Here is a 20,358-nt window from a genome sequence, read left to right as displayed (position 1 = left end):
ACTTAAGATATTGAACCGCCGTATACGGAACCGTACGTACGGTGGTGTGAGAGGACGGTAAATAAATTAATTATTTACCTCCTACTCGATTGTAAACAAGGGTGGGGAAAAGAAGACGAAAGCACCGGTCTTAAGCGGATGTCATCTTGACACATTACTTTGTGAATGGTATAACTTATATGAAAGTGATAATCATTCTCAATTATTTAAGAGGGATACAATGGATAATACAAAAATAACAGACTGCACGATAGTAGGTGGCGGGCCGGCAGGTCTCTACGCATCCTTTTATGCAGGCATGAGGGATCTCTCTGTACGTCTGATTGAAGTGAAAGAAACTTTGGGTGGGAAGCTTCATTTCTATCCGGAAAAAAGAATCTGGGATATAGGAGGCATGCCTCCTACACACGGGGCAGATGTCATGTCTTACCTGAAAGAACAGGGAACCTTGTTCGATCCGGAAATCATACTTAAAGAGAAAATAGTGAATATTGATAAATTAAAAGAAAACTTATTTAAAGTGATCAGCGAATCTGGAGCATGCTACTACAGCCGGTCTGTGATCATAGCTGTCGGAGGCGGTCTAGTGTCTCCACGAAAATTGAACATGCATAAAGCATCACATTATGAACAGACAAATCTGCATTACAGAATTTTTCGTATAGAAGACTTCTCAAGAAAAAAAGTTGTGATTGTCGGAGGAGGCAATTCAGCTATCGACTGGGCCAATGAACTGAAAGAAACGGCAGATGAACTTCATCTGATCCACAGAAACGACACCTTTCGGGCGCATGAGTCTCAGCTTAGAAAACTGAAAGAATCAAATGTGGCAATACATTCTTATACTTCAATAGAAACGTTGATACCCGATGAACAGGGAACCGGCATTCAGGCCATAGCAGTCAGGAACAGCCAGACTGGTCAGCTGTTTACTTTGTCACTTGATGAACTGATCGTCAATATAGGGTTTGACAGTGAGCCAAATTTCTATCAGGAAAAAACTCTGAAATTGAACTTGAAAGACAACTACTATATTGAAGGAAATACACAGATGCAGACCTCCGTGGAAGGCATTTATGCTATTGGAGACATCGTTGATTATGAAGGGAAAGTCAGGCTGATTGCCGGTGCATTCCAGGATGCCATCAATGCAGTCAATCAGATCAAGTCAACGCTTCTTCCTGTTGAAACTCCTGAAGTTATCATGTCATCTTTTCATAAAGGTCTGCAGGAGAAATAAACGTGAACGAATTAATTGAATCAAAAGAAAAGGGCGTATTATGGAACAGATCAGAAAGGACCAGCTTACAAAAAAAGAGACACAGAAGCGGCTGATGAAGCGACTGAGTGCCCCTCACCCGGCCGCTCTTATTTTAATATCCAGTATAGCAGCGCTGGTTCTGATTATGATTGTTTCTATTTCCATAGGAGTCTCTGATATCGGGTGGCGAGACATTATAGAATCTTTTACCGCTTTCGACTCAAGCAGTACGAGTCATGTCATCATCAGAGACCTGAGGATCCCGCGTATTCTTGCGGCCGCTCTGGTTGGCGCCTTTCTTGCTGTGTCGGGTGTCATCATGCAGGCACTCACGCTTAATCCGCTGGCTTCACCATCCATTATGGGGGTGACATCAGGATCGGCTTTCATGATTGCTGTTGCTTTTGCTTTTTATCCCCAGTCCAATTATTGGCAGCTGATCCTCTGGTCTTTTGCTGGAGCAGGATTAGGGACCGGAATGGTTTTTCTGGTCGGCTCCTTCAGTAAACGTGGACTGACTCCCGTTAAGCTGGCTCTAGCTGGAGCTGCGGTAAGCGCGCTTCTCCAGTCCCTGTCGACGATTATTGCCATCCATTTCAATGTCGCCAGAGACATCAGCTTCTGGTTTGCAGGTGGAGTCGCGGGAGTGCGAATGGAAAGCGTCAGAGTAATTGGCATATTGGCATTTGCCGGACTGATCGCTGCCTTCGCGCTGTCTCGTTCACTGACAATCATGGGGCTTGGAGAAGAGATGGCTAAGGGACTTGGAATCAGAATCGGCTGGATCAAGTTCGTTTCAGTTCTTGTCGTCCTGATTTTAACTGGTGCAGCCGTCTCGATCGCCGGTACGGTCGGATTTGTCGGACTGGTCATTCCTCATGTTGCGAAAAAAGTCATGGGAATGAACTACAGATGGGTCATCCCAGGCTCTGCTGTCTTCGGCGCTGGTCTGCTTGTTCTTGCAGATATTGCAGCTCGAACGATCAATCCGCCTTACGAGACGCCTGTCGGGGCCTTGACTGGACTGATCGGGGTGCCATTTTTCCTTTTACTGGCTAGAAAAAAAGGGAGAGGCTGAAATGGAACGATCAAAGCAATCCTCTCATTATAAAGATAAAGCATTCAAGCGAAGTACATGGCTCTTACTTTTTCTTATCTGTCTTTTAGGCGTTCTCGTCATGGTCAGTCTGGCGTCAGGCTATATGGCCTTGACACCAACTGAAATCTGGTTGACAGTTACGGGCGCTGGTACAGCTTCTCATGAGCTTCTCCTGTATCAGTTCCGTCTCCCACGCATTGTACTGGCCGTACTGGTGGGAACTGGAATGGCTACGGCTGGTGCTATATTTCAAGGTGTCACTCAGAATGGCCTGGCAGACCCTGGGATCATTGGTATCCATTCAGGATCAGGATTTTTTGCTGTTCTATACCTTTATCTTCTGACTTTGAATCAGGATCAGCCACCCGTATGGTTAAATGCTGGCCTGCCTTTTGCAGCATTTATCGGAGGCATCTCAGCTGCCGTACTTATTTATGTGCTTGCCTGGAAAGAAGGGGTTACCCCGATCCGACTGATTCTGGTCGGTATCGGAGTAAATGCCGGCTTTTCTGCGGCGCTGCTACTTGTTCAGCTAAGAATGAGTGAAAGTGACTTCAATAGGGCACTGATCTGGCTCTCGGGCTCGATTTGGAATGCTTCCTGGGCTGCTGTCCTGAGACTGCTTCCGTGGATCCTGATATTCATCCCTTTATCTTTGTATAAAGCCAGAGTGCTGTCTGTCATGCAGCTCGGTGAGGAGATGGCTGTAGGACTAGGCACAGCGATTGAAAAAGAACGGATCAAGCTGCTGACCATAGGCGTTGCACTTTCCGCAGCAAGTGTATCAGCTGCCGGGGGCATCGCCTTTGTCGGCCTGATCGCTCCTCATCTGGCCAGAAGGCTGGTCGGAGGAAAGTTTCAGCGGCTGATTCCTGTATCAGCTGTGACCGGAGCCATTCTAATCGTCCTGTCCGATACATTGGCACGTACAATACTTGCACCATCTGAAATACCTGTCGGCTTGATTGTCTCTGTAATCGGTGCCCCTTACTTTATTTATCTATTAATAACTATCAAAGACTAATGGAGGAAATATGATGAAAAAACTAGCTTTAGGTACATTATCACTGACTTTACTTCTGGCGGCCTGCGGGAACAACGAGGAAGATACTGAACTGGATCCGGCTGATGGAACAGATGAAGCAACAGAAGAGGTACAGGAAAGTGAAGGCCCGCGTGTTCTGACAGATGGACTGGGGAACGAAGTAGAAATCCCGGAAGATCCGGAAGCAGTGCTTGCTTCTTATCTTGAAGACTACCTTACAGCACTTGACATCACACCTGTTGCGCAGTGGTCGATCAATGATGGAGAGGGCGTTCAGTCTTATCTTCAAGACGATCTGGCGGATGTGCAGACGATTCCTTATGATTTACCATACGAATCCGTCATGTCGGTTGAGCCGGACCTGATCCTTGTCCGTGATCAGATCGAACAGGATATGGTGGACCAATACAATCTAATTGCGCCGACTTACGTTATGAATGCCAGTCCAACAAGCTGGAGAGAAACAATGAGAGAAATCGGTACGGTTCTGGACAGAGAAGACGAAGCAGCTTCAGTTATCGAGTCTTACGATGCCAGGGCTGAGGAAACAGCGTCTCTAGTTCAGGAAACTGCAGAAGGTGAGTCAGCCGCTGCGATCTGGATGATCGATACGAGTCTGTTCGTTGTTCATCCCGAACGTTCGAGTGGCTCTGTCCTATACGGGGATGCGGGGTTTGATATTCCTGATGTCGTAGATCAGCTGTCTGATGATGCAGACTGGGCTGCTGTTTCACTAGAGGAGCTGGCTGAAATGGATGTTGATCATCTCTTCCTTATCTCAGATGCTGAAAGCGAACTCATGGAAGACCGGTTGTGGCAGAATATACCTGCTGTCGAAAATGACAATGTATACACATTTGACTCGCAGTCAGCCTGGTTGTATTATGGACCAATAGCTAACGAGCAGGTGCTGGAGCATATTGACAGCAGCCTGCAGCAGTAAAATATATTAACTAATAGTAAAGGAGGGGTGGGTAGCGTGTCACGGATATCTACAGATGACTTGTCTATCGGGTACGGACGACAGCTGATTGTCGACGGACTCGAGCTGACGATTCCGGATTCAAAAATCACATGCATCATTGGACCGAACGGTTGCGGGAAGTCGACGATTCTGAAGACAATTGCTCGACTGCTTAAGCCATCAAGCGGGTCTGTACTCCTCGACGGAAAAGCTATCCATCAGCAGTCCACTAAAAGTATCGCCAAAAAAATAGCCATACTGGCTCAGTCACCGCATACGCCTGAAGAAATGACAGTCAAGGATCTGGTATCCTATGGCCGGTCGCCTTATCAGAAAGGATTTGGTCAGCTCTCAGGAAAAGACTGGGAAATGATCCACTGGGCACTGAAAGAGACAAATCTGCTGGAATACGCGGACCGTTATGTGCATGCCTTGTCAGGTGGTCAGCGCCAGCGCGTCTGGATCGCAATGGCCCTTGCTCAGGATACGGATATCCTGCTGCTCGATGAACCAACGACCTATCTGGATCTGGCGCATCAGCTGGATGTGCTTCAGGTGCTGGAGAAACTGAACCGGGATCAGAACAAGACGATCGTTATGGTTCTGCATGACCTGAATCATGCATCACGCTTTTCAGACTATCTCATCTCGTTAAGAGACGGAAAGATCATCAAAGCGGGTAAACCGTCAGAAGTTATGACCAATGGGGTGCTGAGAGACGTCTTCGATATCGATGCTCAAATCGTTCAGGATCCATCAACAAAAAAACCAGCCTGCCTGACCTATCACTTAATATAAATAATCATGAGGGAATCTTCTTCCAAAAAGTAAGCTTATCTTTGGAAGAATGATTTCCTTTTTGTTATGGTAAGATTGGAGATGAAATTTAAAGGAGCGATATTAATGAACGTATTGATAGTCGGAGCAAACGGTCAGATCGGTCGTCACCTAGTCGATATTCTTAAAGAAGAAGGCAAGCATAAACCAGTAGCTTTTGTCAGAAAAAAAGAACAAGTGAAGGAGTTTGAAGACAAAGGCGTAGAAGCCAGGCTAGGTAATCTGGAAGATTCAGTCGACAAAATTAAAGAACGCATGACTGACATCGATGCTGTTGTCTTTACTGCCGGTTCTGGAGGCAGTACAGGTGCAGACAAGACCTTGCTAATCGATCTGGATGGGGCAGTGAAAACAGTCGAAGCGACGAAAGCAGCTGGAATCGACCGGTTTGTCATGGTCAGTGCCTTTAAAGCAGATGACCGTGATCAATGGAACGAAGAAATCAAACCGTACTATGTTGCCAAGCATTACGCTGATGAGTGGCTGATGGATTCAAGTCTGAACTATACGATCGTCCGCCCGGGAATGCTGGAAAACGAAGACTCAATCGGAACGGTCACAGCCAGTACTGATATCGGTACACCAGATAACTTTAGTATCCCTAGAGTAGATGTGGCTAAAGTGATAGCAGCCAGTCTTGATACGGAAGCAACCTACAAAAAAGCATTCGACCTGGTCACTGGTAAAGACGATATCAGTGATGCACTGAACAAATTATAAGCCTATAAACTGCGTAGTCTAAGGATAGACAGCAAGTGAACAATCAGCGTACGTTTCCCTTTATGATAATGAGGGATCAGGATATCAATGATTTCGATAAAGTGCAGTCGGTCAATGTTCTCGGCGTGTTCCTGGGACTGAAGCGGCTGCTTTTATTATATAGGAAAAAGTTTTTGTTGGTGGTATACTGTAGTCTAGATTAAATAGTTTGTTTGAATGAGTTATACAAAGGAGAGAATTAAGTATGAAGAAACACTTAAAAAAACTAATGGCTGCAGGTATCGCATTGACTGCATCAGCTGTGCTGATGATGCCTTCTGCACAGGCTTCTGAAGGCATCGACACAAGCGTTGTCAACGAAGCATGGGGCCTTCCCACATATGTCTATGGCGGCGGGTTGAATGATGCCCAGGTCGAAGAAACGGCCGACCTTTTAGGCATAGACAGCATGGACAATGTAGCCAGCGTTGCTGTAACAGGTGAAGACCTTCAGAACTATCTGGGTACAGGCTCCGGGAATACGGCCAGCATGATCTCATCTGTTCTGGTCCAGAGGGAAAATGAAGGACATGGTGTCAATGTTATCAACAAAACCCCGGATAATATCACTCAGATTACTGAAGAACAATACAGCAATGCAGCCATTACTGCCGGAGTAGAAGATGTGACCATCATGGTAGCCAGTATTCGCCCGGTGACTGGCGAAAGTGCCTTGACTGGAATTTATAAAGCGTTCGATGTAAACGGTGAGGAACTGGATCAGGACCGTATGGAGGTTGCACAGGAGGAACTGGAAACGACGAATCAGATTGCTCAGGAAAATGCGGATGAAGAGGAATTCGACTCCAGCCGTCTGGATCAGGCAATTGTTGAAATCAAGCAGCAGCTGGCAGAACTACGGGACCGTCAGGATGAACTGGCTACGAGGGAAGAAATCGAACAGATCATCAATGATGCATTGGAAAACAATAATCTTCAATCTGTGATTTCTCAGGATCAGATTGATCGACTCTTGGCATTCTTTGAACGCTATCAGCAGACAGGGGCGATTGATTCGGCTCAAGTCAGACAACAGCTGGAACAGTTGTCCGGTAACTTGCGTGATCGTTTTGGAGACGCTTGGCAGCAGGCAGAAGACAGCGGACTAGTCGATCAGATCGGCAACTTCTTCAGACAAATCTGGGAAGCAATCAGAGGCCTGTTCAACTAATTATCAACCAGATATTAAAATTATAAGCTTTAAGCTCAGCGTGTAAAGAGAACGATCTCTTTCTTAAGCTGAGCCTGAGGCTTTTTTTGATTGAAAGAATTGAGCTGTACAAAACTGACTATGGGAGGGTAAGAATAAAGAAGACCCAAATCTCTGTACCCATACAAAAAAAGTCGCTGCTACCTTTTTGAGTAGCAGCGACTTTATATTTAGATAAAAGATTACACGAGATTGATCAGGAAGTATTTTTTCTTCCCTTTACGGACGATGATGAAGCGGTTGTCGTAGCTGTCTTTTTCGCTGACAACGTAATCAACGTCTTGTATCTGGGTACCTTTCAGACGAATCGCTCCATTTTTTATATCTTCACGAGCCTGGCGTCGTGACGGCTCGATGCCTGTAATGTCAACCAGCAGTTCGACAAGATTGTGTTCACCCTTAGCAGCTTCAGATGAAGGGACATCTTTAAATGTCGTAGCGATCTGATCGGCTGTCAGGTCCTGAATGTCACCTGAGAAGAGAGCCTGTGAGATGCTGATTGCTTCATCCAGCGCCTCCTGACTGTGCACAAAACGTGTCATTTCTTCAGCCAGCGCTTTTTGAGCAGCACGTTTATGCGGCTCGGTCTCCACCTGCTCCGCCAGTTCGTCGATTTCATCCTTGGTCAGGAAAGTGAAGTATTTCAGGTATTTCACAACATCTCGGTCATCCTGATTGAACCAGAACTGGTAAAATTCGTATGGGGTGGTTTTCTCCGGATCGAGCCAGATCGCTCCGTCCGCAGATTTTCCGAATTTGGTCCCGTCAGCCTTCAGTAATAGTGGAATTGTAAGGCCGAATGCCTTAGCCTCGGGACCTTCCTTTTTACGGATCAGGTCAAGGCCAGCTGTGATATTTCCCCACTGGTCGGATCCGCCGATCTGCAGCTGGACGTCCTCATTCTGGAATAGATGTAGGAAGTCGACTGACTGAATAATCTGGTAGCTGAATTCTGTAAAGGAGATACCGGTGTCAAGTCGGCTGGATACGACATCTTTGGCCAGCATCGTATTGATATTGAATTCTTTTCCGAAGTCGCGCAGGAAATCAAGGAAAGACAGACCGCTCAGCCAGTCGTAGTTGTTAACCAGCTTAATACCGGACTCTTCTGACCCTGCTTTGAAAAGCTTGCGCATCTGAGCACTCAGCTTATCTGCATTATCCATGATTTTATCCATTGTCTGAAGGACACGTTCAGAATTACGCCCGCTTGGATCTCCGATAGACCCTGTTCCTCCACCAATCAGAATCACCGGTTTATGACCGGCAAGCTGGAATCGTTTAAGGATCATGAATGGGATCAGGTGGCCGACGTGCATGCTGTCACCTGACGGGTCGATTCCGCAGTAAAGGGCAATACTTTTCTCTTCAGTCAGGGATTTCAGCCCTTCTTCATCTGTCTGCTGGTTGATGGCTCCGCGCCATTCAAGTTCGTCTAGTATAGTCATTTTGAATCTCCTTTAATAATGTATTCTATTGGTCTAGATGATTGAAACACCATGTATAGTGTCAGTTGAAAATGGATGTGCTGCCATAGCTGTCATCCAGTACTCTGAATAAGTGCCAATATCGTTCACGTACCATACTGATGCAGTAAACCCCAAAATGAAGAATATCGTAATAATCATGGGTTTTGAACATAAGCAGCCTCCTTAAATTCAAGTCTCAGCTAAATAAAGATATAAAAAAAGCCCCACAAAAAGCCTATGCTTCTTGTCGGGACGAACAGTGCCGTGGTACCACCCAGTTTAAAGTAGAAAAACCTACTTTCACTCATTCCCATAACGCCGGGATGCGTCTCTAGTGAGAGTGCTCCTAGGTGTAATTCGTGTCGTTCGTTCATACGGGTTTTCACCAGCCACCCGTTCTCTGAAATTACTATGAAACAGAACGCACTACTGTGCCTATTCATCGCTGAAATATTATAGTGGTCAGTATAAAGGATATAAAGGGAATAGTCAATATACTCATTTAGCTCATATCCGAAAGACAGGATTATACCTTTTTATTAATAAATGTAAAACACTTAAAACTGGCAGATTATTTCTGGTATGCTAAAATATAGTTATGTTAGACGAGGAAAGGATGACTGCGCTTGGTAAAGAATAGAACAGAAACATTCAAAATGGAAACACACCCCCTGGCACCGGATGAGTCCGTTGTGACCTGGGAAAATTATCGGTTTACTGTACTTACCCCTGCAATGATCCGATTAGAACATCACCCTGAAGGGATTTTTGAAGATGAGGCAACTCAGACAGTCCTGAACAGAGATTTTGACACGCCCGAATATAATTTAAAAGAAACAGATGAATATATTGAAATCATCACCTCACATGTTCACCTGATGTTTTACAAGACCGAGGGTGGCTTTACACGAAATAATTTAAATATTGAAGCAATAGGTAATTACAGTCTGTACCACAGTACATGGTATTTTGGAGATAAACCGGATACCCTGAAAGGGACGGCACGAACCCTGGATTTCGCTGATGGAGCTATTGAACTGGAAGAAGGACTGATGAACAAGGACGGTTTTTCAGTTTTTGATGACAGTACATCTATGCGTCTGACAGAAGACGGTTGGGTAGAGAAGCGTCCGAAGAATGTGACTGACATGTATTTCCTAGGCTATGGTCGGGATTACCTAGGTGCCCTGAAGGACTATCATTATCTGACAGGAAAGACGCCACTCCTCCCGAGATACGCATTAGGAAACTGGTGGAGCCGTTATTACCCATATAGTCAAGACGGGTACAAACGTCTTATGCTCGAATTTCAGGAAAGACAAATCCCGTTTTCAGTGGCTGTCCTCGATATGGACTGGCATGTGACAGATATCCCACCGGAATACGGATCAGGATGGACCGGTTACACTTGGAATACTGAACTGTTCCCCGATCCGGAAGAATTTCTGACTTGGCTCAAGGATAATGGCATGCGTACAACACTTAATCTGCACCCAGCCAACGGCGTCCAGCCCTTTGAAGAAATGTATGAACCAATGGCTAAGGAACTCGGCGTCAATGCTGAAGAGGAAGAACCCATTCGGTTCGATATCGCCGATCCTGAATTTCTAGATGCCTATTTCAAGTATCTGCACCATCCTCATGAAGAAATCGGGGTAGATTTCTGGTGGATCGACTGGCAGCAAGGCAGTGTGACAAAAGTTGAAGGACTGGACCCACTGTGGATGCTCAACCACTACCACTTCCTTGATCATGGGCGAAACGGTAATCGTCCGCTTATTTTCTCAAGGTATGCAGGTCTCGGTTCACACCGTTATCCAATCGGATTTTCAGGAGATACTGCCGCAACATGGGATTCTCTTCACTTCCAGCCCTATTTTACAGCAACAGCTTCCAATGTAGGCTACAGCTGGTGGAGCCATGATATCGGCGGGCATATGGGCGGAATCAAAGACAATGATCTGTTCGTCAGATGGGTCCAGTTCGGCGTCTTCTCCCCAATCAATCGTCTGCATAGTCAGAACGGGGAATTCAGCGGGAAAGAGCCATGGAGATATGGACAGAAAGCGGAACGCATCGTGACAGATTTCATGCAGCTTCGCCATCGTCTGGTTCCTTACCTGTATACTATGAATGTATTGAATCACCTTGATGACTTTCCGCTGGTCAGACCGATGTATTATCACTATCCTTGGAAAGATGAAGCGTATGATGTACCAAATCAGTATTACTTTGGTACTCAGATGATCGTCGCGCCGATTACGACACCCACGAAAGATGATCTGCGGTTAGGAAAAGTGAAAGTCTGGCTGCCTGAAGGAAAATGGTACGATTTCTTTAACAACCGCAGCTATGAGGGCGACCGCATGCTTGACGTGTTCAGACCGATGTCCACTTTCCCTGTATTTGTGAAGGCTGGGGGAATTGTTCCGATGGATCAGAGTCATCAGAATCATATAGACAACCCTGAGAATATGGAAGTCAGAGTTTATGCCGGAGAAGACGGTAATTTCACATTATATGAAGATGATGGAGTAGGTCAGGGAAGCGAAGCCGCTACAACTAAAATGTCTCTGAAATGGAAAGAGAATGGAAACGAGTGGGCAATGTTCCAGATCAGCAGTCCTGAAGGGAATATTGATATCCTTCCGAAAAACAGGCAGTTCACTATATCACTGATAGGATTCAAATGCACTCGAATGCCTGAAGTCCATGTCAATGATGATAAAGTGGAGGCCGAGGTGACACGACAAGGAAAAGTTACTAAGATCGTGATCCCTGAGCAGCCGTCTGATGCTCAGTACACTCTATACTTTAAAGGAGTGGAACTTAAGAAAAACGATATGCACGGAGAACTCTTCCGATTCCTGGACCGTGCTCAAATCGAAGCAAGTGAGAAAGAGAACATTTACAGTACGATCGTCAAAGGTAAATCGAGTGGGAGAGTAATCAGTGCACTGCTTGCTCTGGATATCGATCCGGACCTGATGGAAGCAATCAGTGAAATCGTCTGGGCAAATCCTGATGATGTCAGCTGAATGAAACAAATATAAAGAAAAGAAGTCATTCTTCTTTCTGGGCATAGACCAGAGAAGAATGGCTTTTTCTTTCCATAATCATACATACACAAAGCAATACGTGATACAATAATAAGGAAGTTGAAAGGAAAGGGAACGGCTCAGATGACTAAAATCGTATTTTTTGATATAGACGGAACATTAGTGACTAAACGTAATACCATCCCTGAATCTGCAAAGAAAGCCATCGATCAGCTGAAGAAAAATGATGTCATTCCAGTGATTGCTACAGGACGGGCACCGATTCTCATTGAAGAAATCAGACTGGAGCTCGGCATCGAAAGCTATATTGCAATGAACGGTCAGCTTGTCATGCATGAAGGGGAAGTGATTTTTCATAATCCTATTCAGAAAGAGACTGTAGATCGTCTGACTGAGAAAGCAGTGGAACGCAAAAACGGGATCATTCTCTGTGGAGCGAAGGATATCTTCAGCAACTCGATTGTTTCTCTGGCTAAAAGAAGTTCTGTGTGGACAGTTCTTAAAGGGCTGGGCAAGATCATACCAGGACACCTTCAGCTGTCTCTGTTCAAGCGTCTGATCAGAAAACCGCCTAATCCAGAAGAATATGAAGGTAAGCCGATCTATCAGGTTATTTTAGAAACATCCATGGATGAAGAGAAGCATTACAGTAAAGAGTTTCCGGAGCTGCATTTTGCACGTTCCAATCACTACACAGTCGATATTATCAGTGAAGGGATTTCCAAAGCTGTAGGAATCCAGAAGTTTCTGGAGAAGCTCAACCTCGATCAGAAGGATACCTATGCTTTCGGAGACAGTCCGAATGACAAGGAAATGCTGGGCTACGTCAATACAGGAGTAGCGATGGGCAACGGCTGGGATGAAATAAAAGAGGCCGCAGATCATGTGACAGCACCAGTCGACCAGGATGGGATAGCTAAAGGATTAAAATACTTGGGTCTGATCTAAACCTGAACTTTTAGAGCGATATGAGCTGTGCTATACTAATCAAGTATACATGAGGCCTGACGATGCCTAAGATAAATCTAAAGGAGGACATTCACTTGTCTGAACGACAATCTTTTTATATAACAACACCAATCTATTACCCGAGTGGTAATCTTCATATAGGTAATGCCTATACAACAATTGCCTGTGATGTGCTGGCCCGATTTAAACGTTTAAAAGGATTCGACACGTATTACCTGACTGGAACAGATGAACACGGTCAGAAGATCGAAAAGAAAGCTAATGAGAGAAATCAGACCCCACAGGAGTATGTGGACGAGATGGCAGAAAGCATCCAGTCTCTGTGGAAAACACTGGATATTTCAAACGATCAGTTTATCCGTACGACACAGCCTGAGCATAAAGCGGTGGTAGCAAAGATATTTGAGAAGCTTCTTGAAAAAGGGGACATCTATCTTGGGGACTACGCTGGCTGGTACTCTGTTTCTGACGAAGAATTCTTCACTGAAACACAGCTGACGGAAGTCTTTAAAGATGCTGAAGGTAATGTCACTGGAGGCATTGCGCCGAGTGGTCATGAAGTGGAATGGGTCAAGGAAGAGTCTTACTTCTTCAGAATGAGCAAGTATGCTGACCGTCTGCTTCAGTACTATGAGGAGCATCCTGAATTTATTCAACCTGAATCACGTAAGAAGGAAATGATTAATAATTTCATCAAACCGGGACTTGAAGATCTGGCTGTGTCCCGTACGACTTTCGACTGGGGAGTGCCTGTTCCTTCGAACCCTAAACATGTCATTTATGTATGGATCGATGCGCTGACCAACTATATTACAGCTCTGGGCTATGACCCGGAATTAGGCGGATTTGATGACCAGCCGGAACTGTTCAGAAAATATTGGCCTGCAGACGTGCATATGGTCGGGAAGGAAATCGTACGATTTCATACGATCTACTGGCCGATTCTGCTGATGGCATTGGATCTTCCTCTGGCGAAACAAGTATTTGGTCATGGCTGGCTTCTTATGAAAGACGGCAAGATGTCCAAGTCCAAAGGAAACGTGATTTATCCGGAGAAACTGGTTGAGCGCTATGGCGTCGATGCGGTCCGTTACTATCTGATGAGAGAAGTGACGTTCGGCAGTGACGGGGTGTTCACTCCTGAAGACTTTGTATCCCGCATTAATTACGATCTGGCAAATGACCTGGGTAATCTGCTCAACCGGACCATTGCCATGATGAATAAATACTTTGATGGACATATCCCTGCTTACAAAGGCGATATTACCGACTTTGATGGTGAATTGAGACTGCAGGCACTGGAGACGGTCAATGAGTATGACCTGAACATGAATCAAATGCAGTTCAGCTCAGCCTTGCAATCTGTATGGAAACTTGTTTCCCGTACAAACAAATATATTGATGAGACTCAGCCCTGGGTTCTGGCAAAGGATGAAGAAAAGAAACATCAGCTTGAAAGTGTCATGACTCACCTGGCGGAAAGCTTAAGAGTCACGGCGACTTTGCTTCAGCCGATCCTGCTGCACACAGCTAAATCTGTTGCCACACAGTTGGGACTGGACGAGTCTGACCTGGCTTTTGATAAAGTGGATTTCGGTCACTTCCCTGAAGGAAGGCAGGTTGTTTCCAAAGGAGAACCGATCTTCCCTCGCCTGGATGTTGAGAGTGAAGTGGAAGAAATTAAAAGCTGGATGGAAGCTACAGTAGATACTGAGGAAGATGAGGCATTTGACCCGGAAAATACCCAGCTGACTTCTGTTAAAGAGAAGGAAATCAAGTACGATATTTTCGATAAAGTCGAGCTGAAAGTAGCCGAAGTCATTGCTGTAGACAAGGTGGAAAATGCTGACAAGCTGCTGAAGTTCAGACTGGATGCTGGAGATGAAGGCGGACACCGTCAGATTCTGTCGGGCATTGCTGAGTTTTATCCTGAACCGGACAAGCTGATTGGTAAAAAAGTTGTGATCGTAGCCAACCTGAAACCACGAAAGATGCGTGGAGAAATCAGCCAGGGCATGATCCTGTCAGCTGAAGATTCCAAAGGCAACCTGACTGTTGTTGAAGCTCCGGCTCATATGCCCAACGGGTCTGTCGTAGCCTGACCTGACAGTTAAAAATTCCAGTAAAGCGGTGAGCAATGAGGCCGGCTTTATTGGAATTTTTTTGAGGATGTTGTATTCTGAACAGGATGACGGACAAATAAGCAGACAGGAAGGATAAATGAGATGTTATTTGATACACATACACACATTAATGTAGATAAGTTTAAAGGTGAAGAGAACGAGATAATAAGAAGGGCCAATGAAAACGGAGTAGACCAAATGGCGATTGTCGGATTCGATTACCCGACGATCGACAAAGCCTTGGAACTGACTCATAGGCATGATAGGCTTTATGCCATTATTGGCTGGCACCCTACTGAAGCTGGAACATACTCTGATGAAGTCGAAGCATATCTGATCGACAGACTGTCGGATGAGACCGTTGTAGCCATGGGAGAAATGGGTCTGGATTACTACTGGGATACTGCTCCCAAATCCGTTCAGCAGGATGTATTCCGTCGTCAGATCCGTGTAGCAAAAGAGTTTGGGCTGCCGATCAGTATCCATAACCGTGAAGCGACTGAAGATACGTATAAGGTGCTAAAAGACGAGCATGCCGGGGATACTGGCGGAATTATGCATAGCTTCAATCTGGATACCTACTGGATGGAAAAATTTATTGATATCGGTATGCACATCTCTTTGAGTGGAGTCGTTACATTTAAGAATGCCCCGGAAGTCAAAGAGGTTGCGAAACAAGTCCCGGCAGACAAGCTGCTTATTGAAACGGACGCCCCTTATCTTGCTCCGATGCCAAACAGAGGCAAGCGGAATGAACCGGCTTATGTCCGGTATCTAGCAGAAGAAATTGCCTCACTTAGACAGATGCCCTTCGAAGAAGTTGCTCGACTGACCACTGAGAATGCACGTGATTTATTCAAACTGAAGGGGTAATCGAGTGAAAAAACTAAAAGAAATTATAGTTGTAGAGGGCAGAGATGATACAAAACGCCTGAAAATGGCCGTTGATTGTGACACGATCGAAACCAACGGATCGGCAATCAACGACTTGACCCTTGCTCAGATCGAGCATGCGCACGAAACGCGTGGGGTCATCGTCTTTACCGACCCGGACGGTCCTGGTGAACAGATAAGGAAAATTATTTCTCAACGGATCCCTGGAGTCAAGCACGCCTTTCTGACAAGAGACGAAGCAAGAAAGCAGGGAAAGTCCCGTGAAAGCATAGGGATCGAACACGCTTCCGTAACCGCCATAAGAGAGGCTCTGGACAAGGTAGTAGAAGAAAGAATTGATAATGCTCCAACCGTAACAAAGTCTTTCCTGATCAGACACAACCTGATCGGGACATCCGATGCCCGCCTGCTGAGAGAAAAACTGGGGAATCGTCTGCGCATAGGCTATACTAATGGAAAGCAGCTGGAAAAACGGCTGAATATGTTCGGGATTACGGAAAAAGAGGTAGCAGGTGCACTTGAAGAGATTAGAAAGGAATCATCTCATGACTGAATATAGAGAAATAGCAACGCCTGTGAGAACAGCAGAGATACTAAGCAAATATGATCTGTCCGCCAAAAAAAGCCTGGGGCAGAATTTTATTGTGGACACGAATATCCTCGGTAAAATTGTCAAGGCTGGAAATGTCACAAAGAAAACAACGGTGATCGAAGTCGGTCCGGGAATCGGAGCGCTGACCGAACAGCTTGCAAAGAAAGCAAAAAAAGTCATAGCTTTTGAAATCGATGACCGGCTGATTCCTGTCCTTGATGATACCTTGTCTGCTTATAAGAATATCGAAATAATTCATTCTGATGTCCTGAAAGTGGATTTCAAGGCATTTGAAGCAGACTATCTGAGCGAGGCAGAAGAAGTCGTTATCGTGGCTAATCTCCCGTATTACATTACAACACCGATCATTATGCGTTTTCTGGAAGCAGGCATGCATATTGACCGTATGATTATGATGATGCAGAAAGAAGTAGCCAGCCGCATATCGGCATCTCCGAGTACGAAAGCCTATGGATCGCTGTCGATTGCCGTGCAGTACTATATGGATGCAGAGATTGCCTTTACGGTCCCTAAAACAGTCTTCATGCCCCAGCCGAATGTTGAGTCGGCCATCATCAAGCTGACTGAAAAATCGACAAGGCTGACCGATTTGAAAGACGAGCCCTTGTTCTTCAGATTGGTCCGGTCTGCGTTTGTGCAGAGAAGAAAAACATTATGGAACAATCTGACAAGTGTTTTAGGAAAAGATGAACATACGAAAGACATTCTTGCTAAGGCTCTCGAACAGGCTGAAATCGATCCAAAGCGAAGAGGAGAAACACTCGACATAGACGAGTTTGCCCGACTGGCAAATGCGTTGTCTGACTTGAATCTTGTATTCGAGGATAAAAAATAGTACGTTTAACAAAGAAAAACTCACGACACAATTAAATACGTTGACCCTGGGAGAGTTCTTGGCGGATAGCATTCCGTGAGTAGTTCTGAAAGTGGCGAATAAGCCTTATCCCTAACAGATCGTACTGGTCTGTCGTTACCTGAACTGGATGATACCAGCGGAGGGAATGGGTGAAGTATGATAAAAGATATGGGGCTTGTGGCCAGTGCGGCCCAGTCCAGTGTCTATACTGACACACAGCTTATTCATGCTGCCTTTCTAAACTTCCGCCTTGATGAATCCAGTTAAGGGAAGTGTTTTTTTGCAGACAAAGAAAGGAAGAATGAAAATGAACAAACGGACACTGGCCCTTGTTTTTACTGCCCTATCCATTGCAATCGGTTATATTGGAGGAAGTCTGATCATCATTCCGCTGGGATTCGTCAGAGCTGCACCTTTTCAGCATTTTATGAATATTATTGTCAGCTTCCTTCTGGGGCCCTGGTACAGTCTCGCGCAGGCATTTGGTGTTTCTGTATTGAGAAACATAACAGGAACAGGTTCACTGCTTGCTTTTCCAGGAAGCATGATTGGAGCGTTTCTGTCAGGCTATCTTTTCAGAAAAGGAAAGAAATTTTATCTTTTAGGAGCAGGAGAACTGGTCGGTACGGGTATTTTTGGTGCACTGGTGAGTTACCCGGTGGCAAGACTTTTTCTTGATGCGGAGGCTGCCTTATTTGGATTCGTTCCGGTGTTCTTCATCAGCGCACTGATTGGAACCGTTGCAGGGGTGATCCTCGCATATCAGATGAAAAAGTCCAGCGCCTTTTCCAGACTCCTTTCTTTACAGGACAGGGAGAAGGAACGGTAAATCCGAACGTTTCACCAGTGCTGTTCTCATGGAATTGTAGTTAAAGTATTAATGGAAACTACGAAATAACTTTTATTATAGGGTTCTCTTGGCTCATTTATTTTTAATGATTTAAGGAAATCCTATCTTTATTTTTAAAGTTGGCTTACAATTTTCGTCTTTTTGTGTTATAGTATAGTCAATACTTTGTGAGGAGAGTCGATTATGCCAACTACTTTAGCTAGCATCAAGAAAAACTTGGACAGTCACATTGGAAAAGAAATTACTCTGATTGCCCAGGCGGGAAGAAAGAAAACGACAGAACGCAAAGGAATTTTAACTGATACGTACCCTGCGGTTTTTGTTGTAGAACTCGATCAGGACGAGAACGCCGTTGAACGCGTCTCATATAGCTACACGGACGTACTGACACATTCAGTCGAACTGGAATTTGAAGATGAAAGAGAAGTTATCTTAAACTAGTTACAGATCGTAGTATAATGTCACATTATACTACTTTTTTTATACCCTAAAACAGTCCGTGAATGAGGGGTTTTCCTCAGTATAAAGGTTTTTCTTTTTAAAATATTGCCTAACTGTTCTACAATAGAGATAGAATCAGACTTTTCATGAGGAGGGATGTAATGGAGGAATATGAAAAAGCCCCTGCTAAAATCAATGTCTGTTTAAATGTCTTGAGCAGGCGTCCGGATGGCTTTCATGAGATGGAAATGGTGATGACACCCGTAGATCTGGCGGACAGGCTGACTTTTAAATTGACTGATGAAGCTGTCACTCTGGATTCTTCGAGTTCATTTATGCCGCTTAATGAAAAGAATATTGTCTACAAGACTGCGCTTCTTCTGAAACGCACTTATGGAGTGAGATATGGTGCAGATATCTTTATTGATAAGCATATCCCGATCGCAGCCGGTCTAGGGGGAGGTAGTGCCGATGCGGCAGCTACTTTAAGGGCCCTAAATCGCCTGTGGAGACTTAACCTGACTCTTGATGAGCTGGCTGAGCTGGGGGAACAGATCGGGTCGGACGTCCCTTTTTGTGTATACGGCCAGACCGCTTATGTAACTGGGCGAGGCGAAAAAGTTGAACCCCTTCCTTCTTTTCCTCATGCCTGGGTCATTATAGTCAAGCCGCCAAAAGGCATATCCAGCTGGACTGTTTTTAAAGATCTTGATGTTGCTAATCTGCCTGTTTTCGACGTGAATGAAATGAAAGAGGCCGTGATACAGTCAGATTATAAGCGCATCATCAAAGCAACTGGAAATGCACTGGAAGAGAAAGCTGTTGAACAAAATCATATGGTAAAGGAAATCAAAGAAAAAATGAGCAGTTTCGGTGCAGATACCGCTTTGATGAGCGGAACAGGGCCGACTGTTTATGGGCTGACACAAAATCTTTCCAAAGCCCGTCGCATAGTCAATGGGCTCAAGGGATTCTGCAAGGAAGTGTACTTAGTACGTACGATTAGTTGAAAAACGGTTCAGACAAGACTCTTTTTTTCACACCCGAAAAGTTAGAATGACTAAATTAAGAGCTGCACAGAAGAGCAGCTCTTTTATTGTGCCTGACAAAGATCCAGTCCTGACCATTATTTTCCCGTGATTCTTAGTAGTCTGGCTGCTCATTACGAGGTGTAACGAAAGTTTTTACAAAAAAAGTGGTTGACATCATCTGCGGAACATGGTTAAATGTAAAACGTAACAATTACGATTTACTTATATAGGAGGAATAATTGTGTTGAATAAATGGATCAAACTTTCTGGAGTTGCTTTAATGAGTTTATACTTAGCTGCCTGTGATACAGCAGAAGATGAAGGTATAGAAGATAACACGACAGATATGGCTGAAGAAGAAGGAAGTGAAGAAACAGGTGACGAAGCTGCACTAGAAGAAGACAGCGATGAAGATACAGAAGCGGACGACACTGCTGATCTTGATGAAGAGGCCGAAGATGAACATTATGATCATGATGAAGCTGATGCAGATGTCGCAGAGCTGATCACGATCGAAGGAGTGGCGGATCATTACCACACTGGAGAACTAGTTGAACTGACAGCTGTCATGTCAGAAGAGACAGATTATGATGACTGGCACTGGTACAGCCGGGAAGATGATGCTGATGAATGGGAAATCATTTCCGGCCAGCATACTCAAGACTTGATTATGGAAGCACCTGAAACAACAGTAAACGTTAGGGCGGTTCTTTACGATGATGCACACGCACCATATGCACAATCTGAAGCTGTTGAGCTTGAAGTGGACAATCATTAAATAGAAAATGTAGGCAGCTGATATAGTCGGCTGCCTTCTCTTCTGAAATTATAATTTGACAGAGTATCTATTCTCATGATACTTTATTCACCGTAATGAT

At 44.9% G+C, this 20,358-nt stretch carries 19 protein-coding genes and 1 other annotated feature; of the genes, 17 read left to right on the top strand and 2 right to left on the bottom strand.

Annotated features, from left to right (window positions below; all coding sequences use genetic code 11):
- The first annotated feature begins 220 nt into the window (after positions 1-220).
- The 7 genes from BLR76_RS04400 (at position 221) to BLR76_RS04370 (ending at position 7,136) form a co-directional block, all read left to right on the top strand.
- Complete coding sequence (locus BLR76_RS04400; RefSeq protein WP_091265942.1) at positions 221-1,240, top strand: NAD(P)/FAD-dependent oxidoreductase; 1,020 nt, start codon at positions 221-223, stop codon at positions 1,238-1,240.
- Between the two features lie 40 nt (positions 1,241-1,280).
- The gene (locus tag BLR76_RS04395; protein WP_218121394.1) at positions 1,281-2,339 is read left to right on the top strand and encodes a FecCD family ABC transporter permease; all 1,059 of its coding nucleotides are present in this window, start codon (positions 1,281-1,283) and stop codon (positions 2,337-2,339) included.
- Position 2,340: 1 nt separating this feature from the next.
- Positions 2,341-3,384: a FecCD family ABC transporter permease gene (locus tag BLR76_RS04390; protein WP_091265939.1), complete on the top strand. Its 1,044-nt coding sequence runs from the start codon at positions 2,341-2,343 to the stop codon at positions 3,382-3,384.
- A 13-nt stretch (positions 3,385-3,397) separates the two neighbouring features.
- A complete protein-coding gene (locus BLR76_RS04385; protein ID WP_176759606.1) occupies positions 3,398-4,348 on the top strand; it encodes an ABC transporter substrate-binding protein in 951 nt (316 codons plus the stop codon).
- A 36-nt stretch (positions 4,349-4,384) separates the two neighbouring features.
- Positions 4,385-5,167, top strand: coding sequence for an ABC transporter ATP-binding protein (locus BLR76_RS04380; protein ID WP_091265935.1), 783 nt, complete (start codon positions 4,385-4,387; stop codon positions 5,165-5,167).
- 105 nt (positions 5,168-5,272) lie between these two features.
- Positions 5,273-5,926 (top strand): SDR family oxidoreductase, encoded by a 654-nt coding sequence (locus BLR76_RS04375; RefSeq protein WP_091265932.1) that lies wholly within the window; start codon positions 5,273-5,275, stop codon positions 5,924-5,926.
- 244 nt (positions 5,927-6,170) lie between these two features.
- Positions 6,171-7,136 (top strand): DUF1002 domain-containing protein, encoded by a 966-nt coding sequence (locus tag BLR76_RS04370; RefSeq protein ID WP_091265930.1) that lies wholly within the window; start codon positions 6,171-6,173, stop codon positions 7,134-7,136.
- A gap of 221 nt (positions 7,137-7,357) precedes the next feature.
- Here the strand turns inward: BLR76_RS04370 and tyrS are convergent, their stop codons facing one another.
- Positions 7,358-8,623 (bottom strand): tyrosine--tRNA ligase, encoded by a 1,266-nt coding sequence (tyrS, locus tag BLR76_RS04365; RefSeq protein WP_091265928.1) that lies wholly within the window; start codon positions 8,621-8,623, stop codon positions 7,358-7,360.
- A 61-nt stretch (positions 8,624-8,684) separates the two neighbouring features.
- Positions 8,685-8,816: a hypothetical protein gene (locus BLR76_RS12340; RefSeq protein WP_281241333.1), complete on the bottom strand. Its 132-nt coding sequence runs from the start codon at positions 8,814-8,816 to the stop codon at positions 8,685-8,687.
- Positions 8,817-8,889: 73 nt separating this feature from the next.
- Positions 8,890-9,096 (bottom strand) — a binding site (T-box leader).
- Between the two features lie 174 nt (positions 9,097-9,270).
- Between BLR76_RS12340 and BLR76_RS04360 the strand changes: the two genes are divergently transcribed.
- The 10 genes from BLR76_RS04360 (at position 9,271) to BLR76_RS04315 (ending at position 20,258) form a co-directional block, all read left to right on the top strand.
- On the top strand, positions 9,271-11,682 hold the full coding sequence (locus BLR76_RS04360) for a glycoside hydrolase family 31 protein (RefSeq protein WP_218121393.1): 2,412 nt from the start codon (positions 9,271-9,273) through the stop codon (positions 11,680-11,682).
- Between the two features lie 144 nt (positions 11,683-11,826).
- A complete protein-coding gene (locus BLR76_RS04355) occupies positions 11,827-12,651 on the top strand; it encodes a Cof-type HAD-IIB family hydrolase (RefSeq protein ID WP_143009188.1) in 825 nt (274 codons plus the stop codon).
- Between the two features lie 95 nt (positions 12,652-12,746).
- A complete protein-coding gene (metG, locus tag BLR76_RS04350; RefSeq protein WP_091265924.1) occupies positions 12,747-14,774 on the top strand; it encodes a methionine--tRNA ligase in 2,028 nt (675 codons plus the stop codon).
- A 123-nt stretch (positions 14,775-14,897) separates the two neighbouring features.
- Positions 14,898-15,668 carry a TatD family hydrolase gene (locus tag BLR76_RS04345; protein ID WP_091265921.1) on the top strand — a complete coding sequence of 257 codons (771 nt, stop codon included), beginning with the start codon at positions 14,898-14,900 and terminating at the stop codon, positions 15,666-15,668.
- Between the two features lie 4 nt (positions 15,669-15,672).
- The gene (rnmV, locus tag BLR76_RS04340) at positions 15,673-16,242 is read left to right on the top strand and encodes a ribonuclease M5 (RefSeq protein WP_091265920.1); all 570 of its coding nucleotides are present in this window, start codon (positions 15,673-15,675) and stop codon (positions 16,240-16,242) included.
- On the top strand, positions 16,235-17,137 hold the full coding sequence (rsmA, locus tag BLR76_RS04335; protein ID WP_091265917.1) for a 16S rRNA (adenine(1518)-N(6)/adenine(1519)-N(6))-dimethyltransferase RsmA: 903 nt from the start codon (positions 16,235-16,237) through the stop codon (positions 17,135-17,137). Before rnmV ends, rsmA begins: the two co-directional genes overlap by 8 nt.
- Positions 17,138-17,465: 328 nt before the next feature.
- Positions 17,466-17,987: an energy coupling factor transporter S component ThiW gene (gene thiW / locus BLR76_RS04330; protein WP_091265914.1), complete on the top strand. Its 522-nt coding sequence runs from the start codon at positions 17,466-17,468 to the stop codon at positions 17,985-17,987.
- A gap of 204 nt (positions 17,988-18,191) precedes the next feature.
- Positions 18,192-18,449, top strand: a complete 258-nt coding sequence (locus BLR76_RS04325; protein WP_091265911.1) for a Veg family protein — start codon at positions 18,192-18,194, stop codon at positions 18,447-18,449.
- Between the two features lie 161 nt (positions 18,450-18,610).
- A complete protein-coding gene (gene ispE, locus BLR76_RS04320) occupies positions 18,611-19,459 on the top strand; it encodes a 4-(cytidine 5'-diphospho)-2-C-methyl-D-erythritol kinase (protein WP_091265908.1) in 849 nt (282 codons plus the stop codon).
- A 262-nt stretch (positions 19,460-19,721) separates the two neighbouring features.
- A complete protein-coding gene (locus BLR76_RS04315; protein ID WP_091265907.1) occupies positions 19,722-20,258 on the top strand; it encodes a hypothetical protein in 537 nt (178 codons plus the stop codon).
- Positions 20,259-20,358 lie beyond the last annotated feature (100 nt).

The sequence above is a fragment of the Alkalibacterium thalassium genome, from assembly GCF_900101165.1.
GTDB lineage: Bacteria > Bacillota > Bacilli > Lactobacillales > Carnobacteriaceae_A > Alkalibacterium > Alkalibacterium indicireducens.
This window is presented reverse-complemented; position numbering and strand designations above follow the sequence as displayed.

Bases quoted from the DNA above. Each gene is read 5' to 3' on its own strand.
- BLR76_RS04390 (WP_091265939.1), top strand. From the start codon at position 2,341: ATGGAACGATCAAAGCAATCCTCTCATTATAAAGATAAAGCATTCAAG.
- BLR76_RS04370 (WP_091265930.1), top strand. From the start codon at position 6,171: ATGAAGAAACACTTAAAAAAACTAATGGCTGCAGGTATCGCATTGACT.
- BLR76_RS12340 (WP_281241333.1), bottom strand. From the start codon at position 8,816: ATGTTCAAAACCCATGATTATTACGATATTCTTCATTTTGGGGTTTAC.
- rsmA (WP_091265917.1), top strand. From the start codon at position 16,235: ATGACTGAATATAGAGAAATAGCAACGCCTGTGAGAACAGCAGAGATA.
- tyrS (WP_091265928.1), bottom strand. From the start codon at position 8,623: ATGACTATACTAGACGAACTTGAATGGCGCGGAGCCATCAACCAGCAG.
- BLR76_RS04345 (WP_091265921.1), top strand. From the start codon at position 14,898: ATGTTATTTGATACACATACACACATTAATGTAGATAAGTTTAAAGGT.
- BLR76_RS04395 (WP_218121394.1), top strand. From the start codon at position 1,281: ATGGAACAGATCAGAAAGGACCAGCTTACAAAAAAAGAGACACAGAAG.
- BLR76_RS04400 (WP_091265942.1), top strand. From the start codon at position 221: ATGGATAATACAAAAATAACAGACTGCACGATAGTAGGTGGCGGGCCG.
- BLR76_RS04375 (WP_091265932.1), top strand. From the start codon at position 5,273: ATGAACGTATTGATAGTCGGAGCAAACGGTCAGATCGGTCGTCACCTA.
- thiW (WP_091265914.1), top strand. From the start codon at position 17,466: ATGAACAAACGGACACTGGCCCTTGTTTTTACTGCCCTATCCATTGCA.
- BLR76_RS04385 (WP_176759606.1), top strand. From the start codon at position 3,398: ATGAAAAAACTAGCTTTAGGTACATTATCACTGACTTTACTTCTGGCG.
- BLR76_RS04325 (WP_091265911.1), top strand. From the start codon at position 18,192: ATGCCAACTACTTTAGCTAGCATCAAGAAAAACTTGGACAGTCACATT.
- ispE (WP_091265908.1), top strand. From the start codon at position 18,611: ATGGAGGAATATGAAAAAGCCCCTGCTAAAATCAATGTCTGTTTAAAT.
- BLR76_RS04355 (WP_143009188.1), top strand. From the start codon at position 11,827: ATGACTAAAATCGTATTTTTTGATATAGACGGAACATTAGTGACTAAA.